The following is a 20062-nucleotide window of genomic DNA, read 5'->3' on the forward strand; positions in this document are numbered from 1 at the left end:
CACGTGCCAGTCCTGACTAGAGTGCGCGGTTGTCAACCTCCAGAATGTACGCGAAGCAGGTGCTCGCGCAGCGTCGCACGTCTGTGTCCGCGAGCCGCACGCGGGCGCCGTCGACAAAGACCCCACACTGCGATAGCACCCGAAGTACGTCGTCGCGGTGCTGCGTCAATTGCTGCTGCGTCAGGACGCCAAGGCCGTGCTGAAAGGCGTTGCGGACCACAACGAACCCATCCATCTGCGGCCAAACGTGAGCGAGCGCGGTCTCGTGATCGACGCCGTGGTTCGCCCAGTGATCCTTCCGCGAGTACCAGGTACCGACCTGGCGGTCGGTCAGCGCCGGCGCGACTCCGAGCAACCGGTGCACGGAAAAATTCTCTGTGATGGCGACGAGGTCCACGAGGGCATTAGCACGTATCCCTTCATCGGACTGCCCGGATTGATGCCGACCACGCCAGGGTCGTGCGGCTAGCACCGCAACGGCCACCTCGAACTCGTCGAGTCGTTGTCGCAGCCGACCGAGCGATTCTTCTCCGGCGGTAGTCTTCGGCAGGTCAGGCACGACTTTCGACCGAATCGAAGATCCACTCGTGCAGAGGCGAGTCAGAGACCACTGCGTTTCTCATCGCTGTACTCGCTCCGGCGGTCGCGAGTGCGGCGACGAAAGTTGGCCTTTCGACTCTCGTCGCACGGTCGTAGCGGTGCACCAGTTCCTCTTCGGAGGCCTCGGGATGCCCGAAGGTAGCCAACGTCAGTGCCGTCTCAGCTTGTATTAGAGGTGCATGTTCCGTCGATCGATAAACCTTCTGGAGCCAATCCAAGCGCGCTGGACCTCCCGCCCCATCGGCGAGAGCAACGCCGCGAAGCGGAATCTGCAGCCACCAGGCCTGCCAGTCGGTGAGGTAGCGGTCCCCTTGAAGGAACGTGTCGAACGCATTCACGACGGTTCCCTTCGTCGGCACCGTCGCCAAATATCTACATGCGTTGGGAGTCAGCGTCTGCTCGAACCGGAGCAGCGAGAACGCGACCTCGACCGCGAAGGGGTCGTCATGCGCCTGCGCTCGTAGAGTTCCTAAGGCTCGTGGAATAAGGTCGAGCAGCGAGCGATGGGTGGCTTGATCGGCTTCCGCCACCTCGCCGGTCCCGGCGATCTTCTGCCACCGATCAAGGATGGTGAGTGCAACGTCCGTGGCGGCCTCGTCTTCGCGTGCCTCGCTGTCCTCGTCGTATTCGTCGAAGACGAAGCCCACCTCACCGGCGATTTCATCTCGAAGCTTGTCCCCTTCGTCGAGACTCTTCTCGTACGTTCCTCTTTTCGAAGTGACGATCTTCGAGTCGTTCAACGTGAGTCCGAGCTGTCGAGCCTCATCCGAAAGCACCTCGATCGCCCGATTAACCTTCGACCACGATTCGCAGACGATGCGGAAGTCGTCGTTGTAGCGCGAAAGAGTGAGTCCCTTACGAACGAGCGCTCGCTCTAAGCGGGCGAGGTATGGCTCGGCGATGACATCACTCGAGCGCGATTGCTGCGGCAGTCCGTAGCGACGATCTCCCGTCTCACGCAACAGGTCAACGATGGATTGCACGGCCGTCCGGTCGTTTGATCGCCCGGTGAGTTCCGCCGCGAGGATCCCATGGTCGATGAATTGATAGCACGACGCGATATCCGCAGCGACGATGTACTTGGCTGATGGCGCCGCATAATCATTCAGCGGCGATCGAAGAAACTCCCGCCATGCGTCACCGGAGCGCACGAGTTCAGGCAGCGACGGCGTGATCCGCGCGACCAGGGCGTCGTACGCTGCATGGCTCACCGGGTCCCAGACCGCCACCGGGCGCACGCCATGCCGAGCCTTGCTCGCTCCGACAATCCGCTCACGGCTCGGTTGCCATTCTCCAGTGATCTGTGTGTGCGCCATCTGCGCAAACTCGTCGCGGTGGGCTTCGATCGCCGGGGTGACCCACGCTCGCTCGGGCAGCAGCCGTCGAGGATGATCGGCGGCGAATTCCACGGCATCGGAGAGGTCCTTCACAGCCAGGTCATCGATTGCACGCATCTCCCGATTATGGTGCCGTCTAAATCGCCAAGGGAAGCGTCGGGTCGAATCTCGCAACTAGGCTGGACGCATGCGCTTGGCCACCTGGAACGTCAACTCCATCCGCACCCGCGTCACCCGCACCGTCGAGTTCGCCGTCCGTGAAGACATCGACGTGCTCGCGATGCAGGAGGTGAAGTGCAAGCCGGAGCAGTTCCCGTATGCGCCCTTCGAGGAGGCCGGCTACCACGTCGAGGTGCACGGCCTGAATCAGTGGAACGGCGTCGCCATCGCCAGCCGGCTGCCGATCACCGACGTCCGCACCGCCTTCGACGGCATGCCCGGGTTCGCGAAGGGCCACGAGGGCCCCGATGCCCCGCAGGAGGCGCGTGCTCTGGGCGTCATGGTCGACGGCGTGCGCGTCTGGAGCCTGTACGTGCCCAACGGCCGCTCGCTCGACGACCCGCACTACGTCTACAAGCTGCACTGGCTCGAGCAGCTCAAGCAGTCCACGGCGGCCGAGCTGTCGGCGAATCCCGACCTTCCGCTCGCCCTCGTCGGCGACTTCAACATCATCCCGTTCGACCATGACAACGGCGACCCCGACATCGTGGTCGGCCGCTCCACCCACGTCTCCCCCGCCGAGCGCGACGCGTTCTTCGCGCTGACCGACGCGGGCGTGACCGACGTCGTGCGCCCGCTGCTCCCCGAGGGTTACACCTACTGGGACTACCAGCGGCTGAAGTTCCCGCGCAACGAGGGCATCCGGATCGACTTCATCCTCGGCTCGAAGACGTTCGCCGATGCCGTCACCGGGGCGTCGATCCACCGCAACGAGCGCAAGGGCGAGCAGCCCAGCGACCACGTGCCCGTGGTGGTCGATCTGGACTTCGGCGGCGACGACGCCGACGACGACCTGCCGATGATCTTCTCCTGACCCTTCGACAGGCTCAGGGACCTACCCCGTGCGGCTGATCGCGACCGACCTCGACGGCACCCTGCTCGACAGCTCGTCCGCGGTGTCTCCGCGCACCCGTGCCGCGCTCGACGCCGCGCGGGACGCGGGCGTCGCGGTGGTGCCCGTCACCGCCCGCCAGCCGATCGGCTTGCGCGTGATCGCCGCCGACGCCGGCTTCGACGGGTGGGCGCTGTGCGGCAACGGTGCGTACGCGACACATCTCACCGAGGGCCGCATGCTGTTCGCCGAGGAGCTGCCGCCCGCGACGCTGCGCACTCTCGCCGACGCGCTGCGCGCCAGCGTCCCCGGCCTGCTCTTCGCGAGCGTGCGGGAGGGCGGCGAGACATTCGTCGCACAGCACGGGTACGCGGCGATCGCGCAGCTGTCCGATCACAAGCGTGACCCCGCGACGATGGGCGGCGTGCCGCTGGACGAGGTGCTGGCCGCGCCGACGCTCAAGCTCGTGATCCGGCACCCCGAGCTCGCGCCCGCCGCACTCTTCGAGACCCTGCGCTCCCTCGGGCTCACCGGGTTCGAGGCCACGCTGTCCGGCGCCCCGTTCGTCGAGGTCATGGCGCAGGGCGTCACGAAGGCCACGGGACTCGCGCGCCTCTGCACGCACCTCGGCATCGATCGCTTCGATGTCGTGGCGTTCGGAGACGCTCTCAACGACGTCGAGATGCTCCGCTGGGCCGGTCACGGCGTGGCCATGGCACACGCGGAACCCGTCGTGCAGGAGGCCGCGGACGAGACCGCCGCGACCAACGACGAAGACGGCGTGGCCCGCGTGATCGAGCGCCTGCTCGGCCCCTGAACCGGGCCACCGCGGTCAGTCGGCCCCGTTCGGACGCGCCTCGGCACTCGGCGGTCGCAGGCCGAGGAGAGCCAGGGCACCCGCCCCCGCCGTGAGCGCCGCGATCACGCCGATCCCGACCGCCGGTACCGTCGCCGTCGCCACAGCCCCCGCGACGAGCGGGCCACCCGCGTCGCCCAGCTCCCGGCCCAGTTCCGCACTGCCCATCGTGCGTCCCATGCGTTCGGCGGGCGTCGATGCCGCGAGGTGCGAGAACGCCACCGGCGTGGCCAGCCCCACCCCGGCACCGACCAGCACACCCGTGAGGCACAACACGACCGGGGTCACCCACAAGGCCGAGAGGCCTATGCCCACGCCGATGAGAAGCAGCCCGCCGACCGCGCCGAGGCGGACCGAGAGCCGGCCGCGGTCGTGCGCCGCCCCGACCAGGGGCTGCACGATGCTCGACACGACCGCGAGCACCGTGACGATCGCCATGCTGCCCACAGTGCCGAGTCCGGCCTCCCGCCCGAGCAGGGGCAGGAAGCCGACGGCCACGGCGAGCGCGCCGGTCGTGGCCGCCAGCACCAACGTCGGGACGAGAAACCCCGGGGCGAGGAGCTCCCGTCCGAGGTCGACGAGCGTCACCCGTTTCCGGGGCAGCACCGGCACGGCCGGGACGGCGACCAGCACCCATCCGGCCGCGGCCAGCCCGAGCACGGCGAGTGCCCAGAACAGTGCCGGGATCCCGCCCGCCACCACGAGCACCGCACCGAGCAGGGGGCCGAGCGCATATCCGAGACTCTTCCAGGAGCCGTAGCGGCCGAAGTACCGACCACGCGACGCCTCGTCCGTCAACCGCGCCACCGCGGCGGAGGAGGCCGGCGAGAACGCCGAAGCGGCCGCCCCCTGGCCGAAGCGCGCGATCACGAGGCCGATCATGCCGGGGGCCAGCGCTCCGACCACCGAGAACGCGGCGAAGGCCAGCAGACCGCCGAGGATCACGGGACGCACCCCGACCCGGTCGCTGAGCGCCCCGAAGAGCGGCTTGAGCAGCACCTCGGCGATGTCGTACAGCGCGAGCGTGAAGCCGAAGGCCAGCAGCGTCCAGCCGATGTCCTCGGTCTCGGCGCCGAGGGCGGCAGCGATGCCGTGCGCGCCGAACGCGGTGGTGAAGCCGGCGAGGTAGAGCGGTGCCAGGCGCGGGCGCGTCGAGGAGGTCACACTCGATCCTGGCAGGCCCCCGCCCGGCATCCCCCTCAGCCGTGCCGACGACGGCGTCGGAGCAGTGCTCCTCCGCCGAGGAGAAGCACGACCGCCACCATCGGCGCGAAGGACGGGAACTCGCCGCCGGTCGCGGCGAGGTTCTCCTCGTTCCGCGGCGGTGCCACGGCTTCTCCCGACGTGCCTCCCGAGGCGCCGGGGACGATGTCGAGCCGCACGCTCGCCACCACATTCCGCTGCGCGTCCAGCGCGACCACGGTGTGCGTTCCGGCCGGGAACCCCGCGGGAATGCGGAAGTCGTCCGAGAACGCCCCGTCGATCCCCGCCACGGCCCGACCGAGTTCGGCCGGCTCCGACCGGATCTCCAGCGTGACCGCCTCACCGGGCGCGAAGCCCGATCCCGAGATCGTCAGCACTTCTCCGGCGAGGATCGAGGCCTGCGAGAGGGTGAGCGTGGGCGACACTGACGGCGCCGTGCACTCCGCGGACAGCATGACGTCCCGTCCCGACACGGTGGCACCGGGCTCCACCCGGAAGGTGTCGGCCCCGAGGAGCGACTGCGCGCCGCCGAAGTACCCGGTGCAGAAACCGGGCATCTCCACCCGCAGCGTATAGACCCCCGCGGGCAGCGACCCACCGGGAGCCTCGGGATCCGCTCTCCCACCCAGAGTGAATCGCCCCTCCGTGTCGAGCGTCGCCACGTCCCGCCAGCCGGACGCCGTCCAGAGCAGGGCCGTGACCGTCGCCCCGGAGACCGCGGCACCGCCCGCGGTCGACACCGTCCCGTCGATCGCGCCGCCCGGCGCGAGGTCGAAGTCCACTCCCGCGCGATCGCCGCCCGCGGCCAGCACGACAGGGGTCGCCTCGGCCCGGGTCGCGACGCCGTCAAAGAACTGCGGCGCGAAGATCATGTCGTACACGTTCGCCGTGGCTCGCACGATGTAAGTCCCGGCGGGGACGGCGAGGCGGTACGAGCCGTCGGGCTGCGTGTAGGCCATGCTGACGAGGGTGTCCCCGCTGTACGCCTCCACGATCGCGTCGCCGGACAGCGCGCCCGACGTGCGCACCACGCCGGTGATCATCCCGGTCGCGTCGAGAGTCGCATCGATGTCCGCGATGGCCTGCCCCGGGGCCACGGCGATCCTGGTCGCGTCCTTCTCCTGCCGCGCATCCTTCCAGTACTCGGGGATGCCGCGTCCGCCGTTGGGAACGAACGCCACCGCGTACTCCCCCGGCGGCACGGAGAGGGTGTACGACCCGTCCGGCGCGACGTCGGCCTGCGCCAAGGCTCCCGTCGCGTCGTCGGTCGCGGTTACCCACCCGGCCACGGGCGAGCCGTCGATCGCCAACGTCATCGACCCCTGGATGACGCCGAGCTCGGCGAGGAGGGCATCCACTCCCCCACGGTCCTCTCCCGCGGTCACGCGAACGGCCGTCGCCTTGCGGTCTCCGTACGCGTCGTCCCAGAACTCGCCGGCCAACGTCGGCTCGGCGGGATCGAAACGGACGCGATAATCGCCGGCAGGGAGACCGTCGATCCGATAGGTCCCGTCGGCGCCCGTCTGCGCGACATCCGACCGGGAGAAGTCGGCGGAGTCCACGCGCACGGTCACGCCTTCGAGCGGCGAGCCGTCGGCCTGCCGCATCACGGAGCCGGCGATCGCCCCACCGAGCGTGAGGGCGGCGTCGACACCGTGGACGGGTTCTCCCTCGGCGACGATGAGACGCTGCGCGGCCTCCCGCGACGACGCATCGTCCCAGAACTCGGAGATGAAGTCCGTCCCGGAGGCATCGAAGGCCACGACATACTCCCCCGCCGGAAGGTCCGGCACGAGGTACGCACCCGTGGCGTCGGTCATCGTGGACTCGAAGACCGACGCGTCGTCGGTCGACACCGAGACGGTGACGCCCGCGAGAGGCGAACCGTCCGCCGCCGCCGTCACCGTCCCCGCCAGGGATCCCCCTGACGCGGCATCGGCTGCGGTCGCGCCGCCCAGTGCGAGTGCGAGGGCCGCGGCCCCGCCCATGATCGACCGAAAGAACGCGCGTCGTCGCGCCATGTCCCCACCCTCCGGAGGAGGCCGGCGCAGCCCGGTGCTGTCGCGGTCGACCTCGAGCTCTGCCGATCCCGCGGCAACGCCTTCTCCGAAGGTAGACGATCGACGCATCGGAAAGGAATAGGCAGATCACAGGCGGCCGTCTCCGTCGCGCGGGGGATGCCGCACGACGGCCCCCGCCCTACGGTGGAGGGATGGCCTTCACCCGGACGCCGACCCTGCGCGACCAGCGCGGCGACCTCCTCCTCGCGCTCGTCCTCTTCGTCGGCGCGATCCTCAGCGCGGCGCTCTCCTCCATCGCCCAGGTCTACGGCGACGAACAGGCTCCGCTATGGACCGCCCTCGTCTACGCCGTCGTGGTGGCGGCGCCGCTCGGTTTCCGCCGGCGCTGGCCCGGCACCGTGGCCGTCGTGGTGTCGCTGGCCTACTTCACCGCGGTGACGATCCGGGTACCGGAGATCTACGTCGGCAACATCGCGATGTTCATCGCGCTCTACACGGTCGGCGCCTGGATGAACGACCGCCGGAAGGCCCTGGTCGTCCGTGTCGCGATCATCGTCGGCATGTTCGTGTGGCTCCTCATCACCATGTACCGCGACGCCATCAGCGAGGCGGACAAGGCGGACGTCGTCGCCGGTGCCATGTCGCCCTATGTGGCCTTCATGCTCATCCAGATCCTCCTCAACGTCCTGTACTTCGGCGGCGCCTACTACTTCGGCGAGCGCTCCTGGGCGGCGGCGGAGCAGCGCACCGTGCTGGAGGAGCGCACCCGAGAGCTGGAGCGCGAGCGCGAGGTCACCGCGGCGCAGGCGGTGGCCCTCGACCGGGTGCGGATCGCCCGAGAGCTGCACGACGTCGTCGCCCACCATGTATCGGTGATGGGCGTGCAGGCGGGTGCCGCGCGCCTCGTGCTCGAGAGCGATCCGGCGCAGTCGGCGCGCATCCTCTCCGGGATCGAGTCCTCCGCGCGGGACGCGATCCAGGAGCTGCGCCAGCTGCTGGAGACCCTGCGCACTCCCGGCGGCGACACGACCGAGCCGGCATCGACCGTCTCCCTCGACGACATCGCCGCCCTGGCGGAGGCATCGACCGAGGCCGGCCTCCCCACCGCGTACGCCGTGATCGGCGATCCGGTGCCGGTGCCCTCGCTCGTCGCGGTGAACCTGTACCGGATCGCGCAGGAGTCGCTGACCAACGCCCGTCGGCACGCCGGGCCAGGGGCGACTGCGGACGTGCGCGTGCGCTACGACGAGGACGGCGTAGAGGTCGAGGTCGTGAACACCGGTCGTGCCATCGCCCAGCTGCGTCCCGGCCTCGGCCAGCTCGGGATGCGGGAGCGCGCCGCGGCCTCCGGCGGTACGTTCGAGATCGCTCCGCGCGCGCCCGGCGGGGTGCGGGTGCGAGCGCGGGTGCCGCTCGCCGCACCCGTGACGGAGGCCGCACGGTGACCGCGCCGATCCGGGTGCTCCTCGTCGACGACCATGCCCTCCTCCGCGCCGGCTTCCGCACGATCCTCGACACCCAGCCCGACATCACCGTCGTCGGCGAGGCCTCGACCGGGGCGGAGGCCATCGCGCAGGCCGCCGATCTGCGCCCTGACGTGATCACGATGGACGTGCAGATGCCGGACATGGACGGGATCGAGGCGACGCGCCGCCTCGTGGCCGACCCCACGGTGAGCGCCGCGATCGCGATCGTGACCACGTTCGATCGCGACGACTACCTCTATCAGGCGCTCGAAGCCGGCGCGAGCGGATTCCTCCTCAAGAACGCGGGCGCCGAGGATCTCATCTCCGCGGTGCGCGCTCTCGCGGCCGGGGACGGCATGCTGGCACCCGAGGTGACGCGCCGCGTCCTCACCCGCTTCGCCGGAGCGACTCCGGAGACCGGCGCCGCTCCCGCCCGCGCGGTGACGAAGACGCCCACGACTCCCGTCCTCGCGGAGCCGCTGACCGAGCGGGAGGCCGAGGTGCTGACCCTCCTCGCCGACGCCCGCAGCAACGCCGAGATCGCTCGCGCCCTGTTCATCGGGGAGGCGACGGTGAAGACCCACGTCTCCCGCATCCTCCAGAAGCTCGGCGCCCGGGACCGCGTGCAGGCCGTCGTGCTCGCGCATCGGATGGGGCTGGCCTGACCGGAGGCGGACCGCTCCCCCGCGATACTCTCGGAGCCATGCCCGCCGCCGCCCCCGTGTCCCGTCCGATCGTCGCCGGGATCGTCACGGCGCTCGTGGGGTTCACGAGCTCGTTCGCGGTGGTGCTCACGGGCCTCGATGCCGTCGGCGCGTCGGCGGCGCAGGCGGCCAGCGGACTCCTCGCCGTGAGCCTCGCGATGGGGCTCGCCTGCATCGTGCTGGCCTGGCGCTACCGGATGCCGATCACGGCCGCCTGGTCCACCCCCGGCGCCGCCCTGCTCGTGGCGACCGGTAGCGTCGAGGGCGGCTGGCCCGCCGCGGTCGGGGCCTTCCTCGTGACCGCGGCCCTCATCCTCCTCACGGCGCTCTGGCCCGCGCTCGGAGCTTTGATCGCCCGGATCCCTCCGTCGATCGCGCAGGCCATGCTGGCGGGAGTGCTGCTGCCGCTCTGCCTCGCGCCGATCACGGGGGTCGTCGCGAACCCCTGGGGCGTGGTCCCGGTGGTGCTGACCTGGCTGGTCTTCGCCCGACTGGCTCCCCGGTGGGCCGTGCCGCTGGCGTTCGTCGCCGCGGCCGCGGTCGTCGCCGTGTCGCTGGTCTCCGCGGGGACCCGGGTCGACCCGGCCGTCCTCCTGCCACGGTTCGAGCTGACGATGCCGGCCTTCACGGTCGGGGCCCTGGTCGGCATCGCCCTGCCGCTGTTCATCGTGACCATGGCGTCGCAGAACGTGCCGGGTATCGCGATCATGCGCAGCTTCGGTTACGAGGTCCCGTGGCGTCCGGCGATGCTCGTGACCGGTCTCGGCACGGCCCTCGGCGCTCCGGCCGGCGGGCACGCGATCAACCTCGCCGCCATCAGTGCGGCCCTCGCCGCGTCCCCCGACGCCGATCCCGACCCCGACCGGCGCTGGCTCGCCGGGGTCTCCACGGGGGCGTCCTATCTCGTGCTGGGGGCGTTCTCCGCCGCCTTCGCGACCCTCGTCGTGCTCGCCCCGACGGCGGTCATCCCGGCGGTCGCGGGACTCGCGCTGTTCGGCGCCTTCGGCGCGGCCGTCCAGCAGGCGATCGACGACCCCGGCGAGCGCCTCCCCGCGGTCGTCACGTTCCTCGTCGCCGCCTCCGGCATCGCCGTTCTCGGGGTGAGCGCGGCATTCTGGGCGCTGGTCGCCGGCCTGCTCGTGCGCACGGTGCTGCACGCCGGCCGTCCGCCCCGCGGCTGATCCGTGGCCGTCCCCCCTGCGGGGGATGCCCTGCCCCGCCCGTGCTCAATAGCGTGAAGGTCATGCGGATCACCTTCGGACGGAGCACCACGACATGACCACCGGACTGCTGGAACTCTCCGGCATCACCAAGAGCTACGGCAGCCGCCGGGTGCTGGACGACGTGTCGTTCACGGTCGCGCCGGGCCGGCTCACCGGTTTCGTCGGCGGCAACGGCGCCGGCAAGACCACGACCATGCGCATCATCCTCGGGCTGCTGTCGTCGGACGGCGGACGAGTCGACCTCGACGGGGCGCCCCTCACCACCGCCGACCGCCGTCGCTTCGGCTACATGCCCGAGGAGCGCGGACTGTACCCGAAGATGAAGGTCCTGGAGCAGATCGTCTACCTCGCGCGCCTCCACGGGTTCAGCAAGCCGGACGCGACGGAGCGGGCGACCGCGCTGCTCACGGAGCTCGGACTCGGCGAGCGCCTCGACGACACGATCGAGTCGCTGTCGCTGGGCAACCAGCAGCGGGCGCAGATCGCCGCGTCGCTCGTGCACGACCCCGAGGTGCTGATCCTCGACGAGCCCTTCTCCGGCCTGGACCCCCTCGCGGTGGATGTCGTCGCCGGCGTCCTGCAGGCCAGCGCGGCCCGCGGCGCCTCGATCCTCTTCTCCTCCCACCAACTCGACGTGGTCGAGCGCCTCTGCGACGACCTCGTCATCCTCGCCGGGGGCACCATCCGTGCCGCCGGGTCCCGGGACGGGCTCCGCGCCGAGCACGCCCGCGACCGGTACGAGCTCATCTCCGCGGGCGACGCCGGGTGGCTGCGCACCGAACCCGGGGTCACGGTCGTCGACTTCGAGGGCGGCTACGCGCTCTTCGATGCGGACGGCCCCGACACCGCCCAGCGCGTGCTGCAGTCGGCGGTCGCGCGCGGCGACGTCGCGAGCTTCGCGCCCAAGCACCCCTCCCTCGCCCAGATCTTCAAGGAGGTCATCCAGTGAACGCCTCGACCCCAGCGCGGAACGGGATCTGGCTGGTCGCCGAGCGGGAGATCGGCTCCAAGCTCCGCAGCAAGGCGTTCCTGATCTCGACCGGCATCCTGCTCGTCCTCGCCCTCGCCGGCGTGCTGTTCGGCGGCTTCGCGAGTCAGAACACCGACGCCATGCCCGTCGCGGTGACCGCGGAGACCACAGGCGCCGTGTCCGCGCTGCCCGACGTTGAGGTGACCGAGGTCGCCTCCCGCGCCGAGGCCGAGGAGCTGGTCCGCGACGGCGACGTCGACGCGGCGGTGCTCCCGGGCGACAACCCCGCCGGATACACGATCGTCGCTCTGGAGGATGCGCCCGGATCGCTCGTGTCCGCGCTGTCGCTCTCGCCCGAAGTCGTGATCCTCGAGCCGGTCACCACCAACCCGCTGCTGCGCTACTTCATCGCGATCGCATTCGGGCTCGTCTTCATGATGGCCGCGGCCACGTTCGGCGGCACCATCGCGCAGAGCGTGGTCGAGGAGAAGCAGACCAGGGTCGTGGAGGTGCTGCTGTCGGCGATCCCGGCGCGCACGCTGCTCGCCGGCAAGGTGATCGGCAACACGGTGCTCGCGATGGGACAGATCCTCGCCCTCGCGGCCGTCGCCACGATCGGCCTCATCGTGACGGGTCAGCGGGAGGTGCTGACCACCCTCGGCGCCCCCATCATCTGGTTCGCGGTGTTCTTCCTGTTCGGGTTCATCCTGCTCGCGGCGATGTTCGCGGCGGCGGCCTCCATGGTGTCCCGCCAGGAGGACATCGGCTCGACGACGACCCCCATCACGATGCTCATCATGGCGCCGTACGTGCTGGTGATCGTGTTCAACGACAACCCGCTGGTACTGACGATCATGTCGTACGTGCCGTTCTCGGCTCCGGTCGGCATGCCCATGCGCTTGTTCGTCGGCGAGGCGCAGTGGTGGGAGCCGCTCCTGAGCCTCGCGATCCTCCTGGCGAGCTGCGTCGCGGCGATCGTCGTCGGCGCGAAGATCTACGAGAACTCCCTGCTCCGGATGGGCTCGCGCGTGAAGCTCGCCGAGGCTCTGCGCGGCTGATCCCGAGACCCCGCTTTCGCGCCGAGACCCCCTGCTGCACGCGCGTGCAGCAGGGGGTCTCGACGTGTACCCGGGGTCTCGGCGTCAGAGGAGGCCGTCGGAGAGGGTGGTGGGGTTGCCGAAGCGGTGGTTGGTGATCGACACGGCCTGCTCGTGCAGGAACGGGAGCATCTCGACCCGGCCCGCTCCGGTCACGGCGTGCGACCATACCGCGACGTCGGGGCTGCCGTCGAGGGCCGTGTGCAGCGCGGCGGCATCGCCACCGACGAGCCGCACCCGCTGCCACGACCGGGCGCCCTTCGCGTAGCGCTTGGTCCACGCGGCATCCGACTCGGTCTTCACGGCCACGCCCTGGGTCTTGAGCGCCTTCTCCACGCGGGACGGCAGCGACGCGGCCGACACGGTGAACGGGCTGCCGCTGCGCAGGGCCGCGGCGAGCACGCGGACTCCCTCGGCCAGCGGCGCGTCCTCGGCGATGCGCACGTCGACCGCCACCGGACGGTACCGGAACACGTTGCGCTCGACCCCGAGTCCGGACTTGTCGCTCACGGCGCCGAACTCGTCGATCCACGCCCGCTCGTCGGCGGCCGCGGCGCGGTGCAGCCACTCGATGCCCACGGGGTCGAGCTCGGGCGCGGCCGCCTCCAGTAGCCCGGTCACGGCGGGGGTCACCGCCGCCCCCGGAGCCGCGGCGGGCAGCTCGCCCGCACGCCACTCACCGAGACCGAAGAGGTAGTTGGGGCCGCCGGCCTTGGCTCCGGCGCCCACGGCCGAGCGCTTCCAGCCGCCGAACGGCTGACGCTGCACGATGGCGCCGGTGATGCCCCGGTTCACGTACAGGTTGCCGGCCTCGACGCGGTCCAGCCAGGTCGCGACCTCGGCGGAGTCCAGCGAGTGCAGCCCCGCGGTGAGGCCGTAGTCGACGGCGTTCTGCAGCCGGATGGCCTCGTCGAGGTCCTTCGCGTGCATGATGCCGAGCACGGGTCCGAAGAACTCGGTCAGGTGGAAGTACGAGCCCTCGCGCACGCCGGTCCTCACCCCCGGGGTCCACTGCTTCCCCTCGTCGTCGAGCTTCCGGGGCTCCACGAGCCAGCGCTCGCCCTTGTCGAGCGTGGTGAGCGCGGTGAGGAGCTTGCCGTTCGCGGGCTCGATGATCGGCCCCATCTGCGTGGCGGGGTCATCGGGCAGCCCGACGCGCATCGAGGTGACCGCGTCCACGAGCTGCCGCTCGAAGCGCTTCGAGTCGGCCACCGACCCGACGAGGATCGCCAGCGACGCGGCCGAGCACTTCTGCCCGGCGTGGCCGAACGCGCTGCGGGCGACGTCGGCGGCCGCGAGGTCGAGGTCGGCCGACGGCGTCACGATGATGGCGTTCTTGCCGCTCGTCTCGGCGAGCAGCGGCAGGTCGGCCCGGAAGGAGCGGAAGAGCTGCGCGGTCTCGTAGGCCCCGGTGAGGATGACCCGGTCGACCTGGGGGCTCGCGACCAGGCGGGTGCCGAGGTCGCGGGAGGCGAGGTCGACGAGGGCGAGCAGATCGCGCGGGACGCCCGCCGCCCACAGCGCCTCGACCATCACGGCACCGCACCGCTGGGTGAGCTTCGCGGGCTTGATGATCACGCCGGATCCGGAGGCGAGGCCGGCGAGCACACCGCCGGCGGGGATCGCCACGGGGAAGTTCCACGGCGGCGTGACCACGGTCACCTTCGACGGCACGAACTCGGCGCCGGGGATGGCCTCGAGATCCTTCGCCCGCTCGGCGTAGTAGTGCGCGAAGTCGATCGCCTCGCTGACCTCGGGGTCGGCCTCCGCGATGGTCTTGCCGGCCTCGTGCGCCATGATCTCCAGCAGCTCGCCGCGGCGGGCGGCGAGCTCATCGCCCGCACGGTGCAGGACGGCGGCGCGCTCGGCGGCGGGGAGCGCCGCCCATCTCTCGGCGGCGGACGTGGCGGCGGCGAACACGGCGTCCAGCTCGGCGTCGGTCTCGATGCGGGCGGCCGCGATCGCGTCCCGGCCGAGCGTCGACGACACCGAGCGCTGCAGGATCTCCCGGCCCCAGGCACGGTTCGCGGCGAGCGCCGGATCGGTGTCGGGCTCGTTCGCGAAGCCGTGCGTGGTGCCGTCAGGGCGCGGGGCCGTGCGGTCCTGCGTGCGGTTCGGGGCGGGTACCGACGGGTCGGCGACGAGCGCGGCGAGAGAGCGCTCGAAGCGCTCCCGCTCGCGGGTGAGCAGAGTCGGGTTCGACGCCAGCTCGAACACGGCGGACATGAAGTTCTCGGGGCTCGCGTTCTCCTCGAGGCGGCGCACGAGATAGGCGATCGCGACGTCGAACTCCGCCGGGTTCACGACCGGCGTGTAGAGCAGGAGGCGGCCGACGTCCTTGCGGACGGCCTCGGCCTGCCCGGTCGCCATGCCGAGCAGCATCTCGTACTCCACGGCCTCGGTCACGCCACGGGCCTTCGCGAGCAGCCAGGTGTAGGCGATGTCGAAGAGGTTGTGACCGGCGACGCCGATGCGCACGGCGTCGAGCCGCTCGGGCGTCATCGCCCAGTCGAGCACGCGCTTGTAGTTCGTGTCGGAGTCCTGCTTGGTGCCGTAGGTCGCGAGCGGCCAGCCGTGCACCTTCGCGTCGACCTCCTCCATCGCGAGGTTCGCGCCCTTGACCACGCGCACCTTGATCGGCGCTCCGCCCTTGGCGCGGCGTGCGGCGGCCCACTCCTGGAGACGCTGCATGGCGCCGAGCGCATCGGGCAGGTAGGCCTGCAGCACGATGCCGGCCTCGAGGTCTTCCAGGCCGGGCTGGTCGAGGATGCTCGTGAAGGCCGCGATCGTGAGGTCGAGATCGCGGTACTCCTCCATGTCGAGGTTGATCAACTTCTGGGTGCCGGTGCGGGCGCCCTTCGCCTCGGCCTTCGCCGCGAGCCGGTACAGCGGGGTGAGCTTCTCGACGACGTCGGCGACGGCCTCGTCGAACGACCACATGGAGAGCTGGCTGACGACGCTCGAGACCTTGATCGAGACGTAGTCGACGTCCGGACGGGCGAGGAAGTCGTACGTGCCCCTGCAGTCGGCGGCCCGCCTCGCGCTCGCCGAGCACGGCCTCGCCGAGGAGGTTCAGGTTCAGACGGTTGCCGGTCTTGCGGAGCTTGGCGATCGCGGGGCCGAGCTTGGACGGCGTGGCGTCGAGCACGAGGTGGCCCACCATGGCCCGCAGCACGCGCCGCGAGATCGGGACGACGACGTTCGGGAGTTTCGGCGCCCAGAACCCACCGGCCTTGATGGCGGCACGGAGGTAGCCGGGCAGCAGCGTGGGCGTGATGTCGGACAGCTCGGCGAGCTTGCGGCCGGCGACCCGCAGATCCTCCGGACGCATGACGCCGTCGACGAAGCCGACCGTGAAGGCGAGGCCGTTCGGATCCTTGAGCACTTCGGACAGGCGCTGCGCGGCCGGCTCGACCGGGTGGGTCTCGCTCTCGGCGAGCCAGCGCTGCACGAGCGCGGCGACCTCTTCGGTGCGGGGGGTGGTGTCGTCGATGACGGTCATGAAGCGGGGTACCTTCCTCGGCCTCGCACACCCGGGTGTCGTGTGCGGCTGGATCATTGTCCAGCCGGTCGGTAGGCTCCGTCTATCAACCGATTCGAGTGGATTCTGTTCACTCTTCCCGAACGATCGGAACCGCCGTGCTCGACGTCCATCGCCTGCGTCTGCTCGTGGAGCTGTCGCGTCGCGGGACCCTCTCCGCCGTGGCGGATGCGCTGTCCTACAGCAAGGCCTCCGTGTCCCAGCAGCTCGCCGCGCTCGAGCGTGATGTCGGGGTGCCGCTGCTGCGTCGGGTCGGTCGCGGCGTGCAGTTCACGCCGCAGGGGACCGTCCTGGTGGCCGAGGCCATCGGCATCCTCGATCAGCTCGAGCACGCCCAGGTCGCCGTCGCCGAGTCGCTCACCGAGGTGACCGGCACCGTGCGCCTCGCGGTGTTCCAGTCCACCGCGCACTCCCTGCTGCCCCGCGCGCTCGCAGCCCTCGGCGCGCGCCACCCCGCCCTGCGCGTCGAGGTGACCGAGCGCGACCCCGAGTCCGGGCTGGTGGGCGTCTCCAGCCGCGACTACGACCTTATCCTCGCGGAGCAGTATCCGGGCCATACGCGCCCCATCCACGCCGACCTCGACCGCGTGGTGCTCGCCCACGACGCCATCGCCCTCGCCCGGCGTCCGGGAGCGTCGGAATCCGCCGATCCCGTCGCGGCCCTGTGGGCGACCCGCGCCGAGCCGTGGGTGCTCGAACCCGCGGGGACCGCCTCCCGCGCGTGGGCCGAGCAGCTCTGCCGCACCGCCGGGTTCGAGCCCGACGTGCGCTTCGAGCTCGCCGACCTCACCGCGCACGTCCGGCTCATCCACGCGGGACTCGCGGTCGGGCTGCTCCCCGAGCTCGTGTGGGCCGGCGATACCCCGACGGTCGACCTCGCCCCGCTCCCGCACGAACCGCGCCGGGAGATCTTCTCCTCCGCGCGTCGGGTCTCCGCGGACGCCCCGTCGATCCGCGCCGTCCGCGCCGCGCTCGCCGACGCCGCCTCCCGCAACCTCCTGGACTGACGCGGCGCACACGGTTCCGGGAATATGCATGCACATGCATCGGTTCATCCCCCGTGTACCCGGACGACGGCGTCCGATCCCCTCCGTCCGAAAGGCACTTCTGTGAGCACTCCCGTCATCGACCGCACCGCCCCGACCGAGCACCCCGTCCTCGACGTCCTCGCCGGCCGCTGGAGCCCCCGCGCCTACGACGCGCAGCACCCGATCGACGAGGCCAAGCTCGCCACCGCTCTCGAGGCCGCCCGCTGGAGCCCCTCCGCCAACAACACCCAGCCCTGGCGCTTCATCGTCGCCCGCCGCGGCACCGCCCTACACGCCCAAATCGTCGACGCGCTCATGGGCTTCAACCAGGCCTGGGCCGGCAACGCGGCCGTGCTCGTCGTCGCGATCGCCGAGACCGCGACCGCCGACGGCACGCCGATCAGCCACGCGTTCTACGACCTCGGCCAGGCCGTGGCGCACTTCTCCGTGCAGGCCCACCACGACGGCCTCGTCGTGCACCAGATGAGCGGCTTCGACCCCGAGGTCGTCCGCGAGTTCGCCGACCTGGAGCCCCGCTTCACCCCCGCCACCGTCATCGCCGTCGGCGAGTTCGGCGACATCGAAGCTCTGCCGGAGGTGCTGCAGGAGCGCGAGGTCGCCCCGCGCGTGCGCCGTCCGATCGCGGAGACCGTCGTCCTCAGCGCCTGAGCAGCGACACACGGAAGGCCCGGTATGCGTCGCGCATACCGGGCCTTTCGTCGTCTGCCGATGCCGATCAGTCGTCGAGCAGCTCGGCCTCGATCACGTCGTCGTCCTCGACCTCCGGCTCGGGGGTCGTCGCGGTGAGCACGAGGCCCGTGCCGTCGGCCGCCACGTCCACCCGGACGGTGTCGCCGTCGTGCACGCCGCCCGAGAGGAGGGCGGTCGCCAGCTTGTTCTGCACCTCGGTCTGGATGAGGCGACGCAGCGGGCGGGCGCCGAACACCGGGTCGTACCCGCGCTCGGCCAGCCACGACCGCGCCCCGGGAGTGACCGCGAGCGTGAGCCGACGGTCGCGCAGCCGGTCGTGCAGCTGATCGACCGACAGCTCCACGATCTGCGCGAGGTCGTCTTCGGTGAGGGCCTGGAACATCACGATGTCGTCGAGACGGTTCAGGAACTCCGGCCGGAACGCCTGGCGAACGAGCGCCATCACCTGCTCCCGCTTCTCCTGCACGGAGAGCACGGGGTCGATGAGGATCGGCGAGCCCAGGTTGGAGGTCAGGATGAGGATCACGTTCGAGAAGTCGACCGTGCGCCCCTGCCCGTCGGTCAGCCGCCCGTCGTCGAGCACCTGCAGCAGCACGTCGAACACCTCGGGGTGCGCCTTCTCGACCTCGTCGAGCAGGATCACGCTGTACGGACGGCGCCGCACGGCCTCGGTGAGCTGACCGCCCTGCTCGTAGCCGACGTACCCGGGAGGGGCCCCGACGAGCCGGGAGACCGAGTGCTTCTCGCCGTACTCCGACATGTCGATGCGCACCATGGCGTGCTCGTCGTCGAAGAGGAACTGCGCGAGCGCCTTGGCCAGCTCAGTCTTGCCGACACCGGTCGGTCCGAGGAACAGGAACGATCCGGTCGGCCGACCGGGATCGCTGATCCCCGCGCGCGAGCGGCGCACCGCGTCGGACACCGCCTTGACGGCGTCCTTCTGGCCGATGAGTCGCTTGCCGAGCTCGTTCTCCAGGTGGAGCAGCTTCTCGCTCTCCCCCTGCAGCAGCCGCCCGACCGGAATGCCGGTCCAGGCCGCGATCACGGCCGCGATGTCCTCCTCGGTGACCTGCTCGTTCACCATGCGCGGTTCGCTCGAGGCGGTGGCCTCGGCCTGCTCGGCTTCGGCGATGTCGCGCTCCAGGCGCTTGATCGTCTCGTACTCGAGCTTCGACGCCTTCGTGTAGTCGGCGTTGCGCATGGCGAGGTCGCGCTGGGTGATCGCGTCGTCGAGCTGCTTCTTCAGCTCCCCGACCCGGTTCAGGCCCTGCCGCTCCCGCGCCCATCGGGCCTCGAGTCCGGCGAGCTCCTTCTCGAGCTCGACGAGGTGCTCGCGGAGGGTTCCGAGGCGCTCCTTGGACGCGGCGTCCTTCTCCCGCTTGAGCGCGAGCTCCTCCAGCTTCAGCCGGTCGACCTGACGCTTGAGCTGGTCGATCTCGACGGGAGACGAGTCGATCTCCATCTTCAGACGCGACATCGACTCGTCGATCAGGTCGATGGCCTTGTCCGGCAGCTGCCGCGCGGGCAGGTAGCGGTTGGAGAGCGAGGCCGCGGCCACGAGCGCGCTGTCGGAGATGGTCACCCCGTGGTGCGCCTCGTAACGCCCCTTGAGTCCGCGGAGGATCGCGATCGTGTCCTCGACCGTCGGCTCGCCGACGTACACCTGCTGGAAGCGCCGCTCGAGGGCGGCGTCCTTCTCGATGAACTCGCGGTACTCGTTGAGGGTGGTGGCGCCGATGAGCCGCAGCTCGCCGCGGGCCAGCATCGGCTTGAGCATGTTCGAAGCCGCGACCGACCCCTCGCCCCCGCCCGCGCCCATGAGCACGTGCAGCTCGTCGATGAACGTGATGATCCGGCCGTCCGACTCGGTGATCTCCTTGAGCACCTGCTTCAGGCGCTCCTCGAACTGGCCGCGGTACATGGCGCCCGCGACGAGCGCGGAGATGTCGAGCGAGACGAGTTCCTTGTCCTTGAGGGACTCGGCGACGTCGCCTGCGACGATGCGCTGCGCGAGGCCTTCGACCACCGCGGTCTTGCCGACGCCGGGCTCACCGATCAGCACCGGGTTATTCTTGGTGCGGCGGGTGAGCACCTGGCTGACGCGCCGGATCTCACTGTCCCGTCCGATGACGGGGTCGAGCTTGCCCTCGCGGGCACGGTCGGTCAGGTTGATGCCGAACTGCTCGAGGGCGGACTGCTGTTCCTGGTTCGGGGATCCGGTCTGCGGGGTGGTCATGCGCTCCTCCTGGAGATG

At 70.7% G+C, this 20062-nt stretch carries 14 protein-coding genes and 1 pseudogene; 9 read left to right on the forward strand and 6 right to left on the reverse strand.

All coding sequences use genetic code 11. The features are described 5' to 3' along the window. Window positions 1–16: 16 nt before the first annotated feature. Together AB0300_RS06555 and AB0300_RS06560 are read right to left on the reverse strand one after the other, a co-directional pair. Window positions 17–397, reverse strand: a complete 381-nt coding sequence (locus AB0300_RS06555; RefSeq protein ID WP_366215696.1) for a hypothetical protein — start codon at window positions 395–397, stop codon at window positions 17–19. 154 nt (window positions 398–551) lie between these two features. After that, entirely contained in the window at window positions 552–2054 is a 1503-nt protein-coding gene (locus tag AB0300_RS06560; RefSeq protein WP_366215697.1) for an RNA-directed DNA polymerase, read from the reverse strand. 70 nt (window positions 2055–2124) lie between these two features. On the opposite strand from AB0300_RS06560, the gene AB0300_RS06565 reads away from it, so the two are divergent. Together AB0300_RS06565 and AB0300_RS06570 are read left to right on the forward strand one after the other, a co-directional pair. Continuing rightward, complete coding sequence (locus tag AB0300_RS06565; RefSeq protein WP_085605648.1) at window positions 2125–2970, forward strand: exodeoxyribonuclease III; 846 nt, start codon at window positions 2125–2127, stop codon at window positions 2968–2970. A 28-nt stretch (window positions 2971–2998) separates the two neighbouring features. Next, window positions 2999–3805 (forward strand): HAD family hydrolase, encoded by an 807-nt coding sequence (locus AB0300_RS06570; RefSeq protein WP_249521125.1) that lies wholly within the window; start codon window positions 2999–3001, stop codon window positions 3803–3805. A 15-nt stretch (window positions 3806–3820) separates the two neighbouring features. Here the strand turns inward: AB0300_RS06570 and AB0300_RS06575 are convergent, their stop codons facing one another. Then, window positions 3821–5008, reverse strand: a complete 1188-nt coding sequence (locus tag AB0300_RS06575; RefSeq protein WP_366215698.1) for an MFS transporter — start codon at window positions 5006–5008, stop codon at window positions 3821–3823. A 35-nt stretch (window positions 5009–5043) separates the two neighbouring features. Further along, the gene (locus tag AB0300_RS06580) at window positions 5044–7068 is read right to left on the reverse strand and encodes a carboxypeptidase-like regulatory domain-containing protein (RefSeq protein WP_366215699.1); all 2025 of its coding nucleotides are present in this window, start codon (window positions 7066–7068) and stop codon (window positions 5044–5046) included. 191 nt (window positions 7069–7259) lie between these two features. On the opposite strand from AB0300_RS06580, the gene AB0300_RS06585 reads away from it, so the two are divergent. The 5 genes from AB0300_RS06585 to AB0300_RS06605 all read left to right on the forward strand — a co-directional run bounded on the left by AB0300_RS06585 (window position 7260) and on the right by AB0300_RS06605 (window position 12489). Then, window positions 7260–8513, forward strand: coding sequence for a sensor histidine kinase (locus tag AB0300_RS06585; RefSeq protein WP_126894462.1), 1254 nt, complete (start codon window positions 7260–7262; stop codon window positions 8511–8513). Next, window positions 8510–9199 carry a response regulator transcription factor gene (locus AB0300_RS06590; protein ID WP_338566882.1) on the forward strand — a complete coding sequence of 230 codons (690 nt, stop codon included), beginning with the start codon at window positions 8510–8512 and terminating at the stop codon, window positions 9197–9199. Before AB0300_RS06585 ends, AB0300_RS06590 begins: the two co-directional genes overlap by 4 nt. A 38-nt stretch (window positions 9200–9237) precedes the next feature. After that, complete coding sequence (locus tag AB0300_RS06595) at window positions 9238–10419, forward strand: benzoate/H(+) symporter BenE family transporter (protein ID WP_085605660.1); 1182 nt, start codon at window positions 9238–9240, stop codon at window positions 10417–10419. A gap of 106 nt (window positions 10420–10525) precedes the next feature. Further along, a complete protein-coding gene (locus AB0300_RS06600; RefSeq protein WP_338567254.1) occupies window positions 10526–11410 on the forward strand; it encodes an ATP-binding cassette domain-containing protein in 885 nt (294 codons plus the stop codon). Beyond that, window positions 11407–12489, forward strand: a complete 1083-nt coding sequence (locus AB0300_RS06605; RefSeq protein ID WP_366215700.1) for an ABC transporter permease — start codon at window positions 11407–11409, stop codon at window positions 12487–12489. The genes AB0300_RS06600 and AB0300_RS06605 overlap by 4 nt, the downstream gene beginning before the upstream one ends. An 84-nt stretch (window positions 12490–12573) precedes the next feature. Here the strand turns inward: AB0300_RS06605 and AB0300_RS06610 are convergent. Next, a pseudogene (locus AB0300_RS06610) lies at window positions 12574–16030 on the reverse strand (bifunctional proline dehydrogenase/L-glutamate gamma-semialdehyde dehydrogenase). Between the two features lie 137 nt (window positions 16031–16167). Between AB0300_RS06610 and AB0300_RS06615 the strand changes: the two are divergent. Together AB0300_RS06615 and AB0300_RS06620 are read left to right on the forward strand one after the other, a co-directional pair. Then, complete coding sequence (locus AB0300_RS06615; RefSeq protein ID WP_366215701.1) at window positions 16168–17076, forward strand: LysR substrate-binding domain-containing protein; 909 nt, start codon at window positions 16168–16170, stop codon at window positions 17074–17076. Between the two features lie 102 nt (window positions 17077–17178). Further along, window positions 17179–17766 carry a nitroreductase family protein gene (locus AB0300_RS06620; protein ID WP_366215702.1) on the forward strand — a complete coding sequence of 196 codons (588 nt, stop codon included), beginning with the start codon at window positions 17179–17181 and terminating at the stop codon, window positions 17764–17766. 67 nt (window positions 17767–17833) lie between these two features. Here AB0300_RS06620 and AB0300_RS06625 read toward each other — a convergent pair whose 3' ends face one another. Beyond that, window positions 17834–20044, reverse strand: a complete 2211-nt coding sequence (locus AB0300_RS06625; protein ID WP_315108429.1) for an AAA family ATPase — start codon at window positions 20042–20044, stop codon at window positions 17834–17836. Window positions 20045–20062 lie beyond the last annotated feature (18 nt).

It is taken from the genome of Microbacterium sp. NPDC078814 (genome assembly GCF_040702645.1).
Lineage (GTDB): Bacteria > Actinomycetota > Actinomycetes > Actinomycetales > Microbacteriaceae > Microbacterium.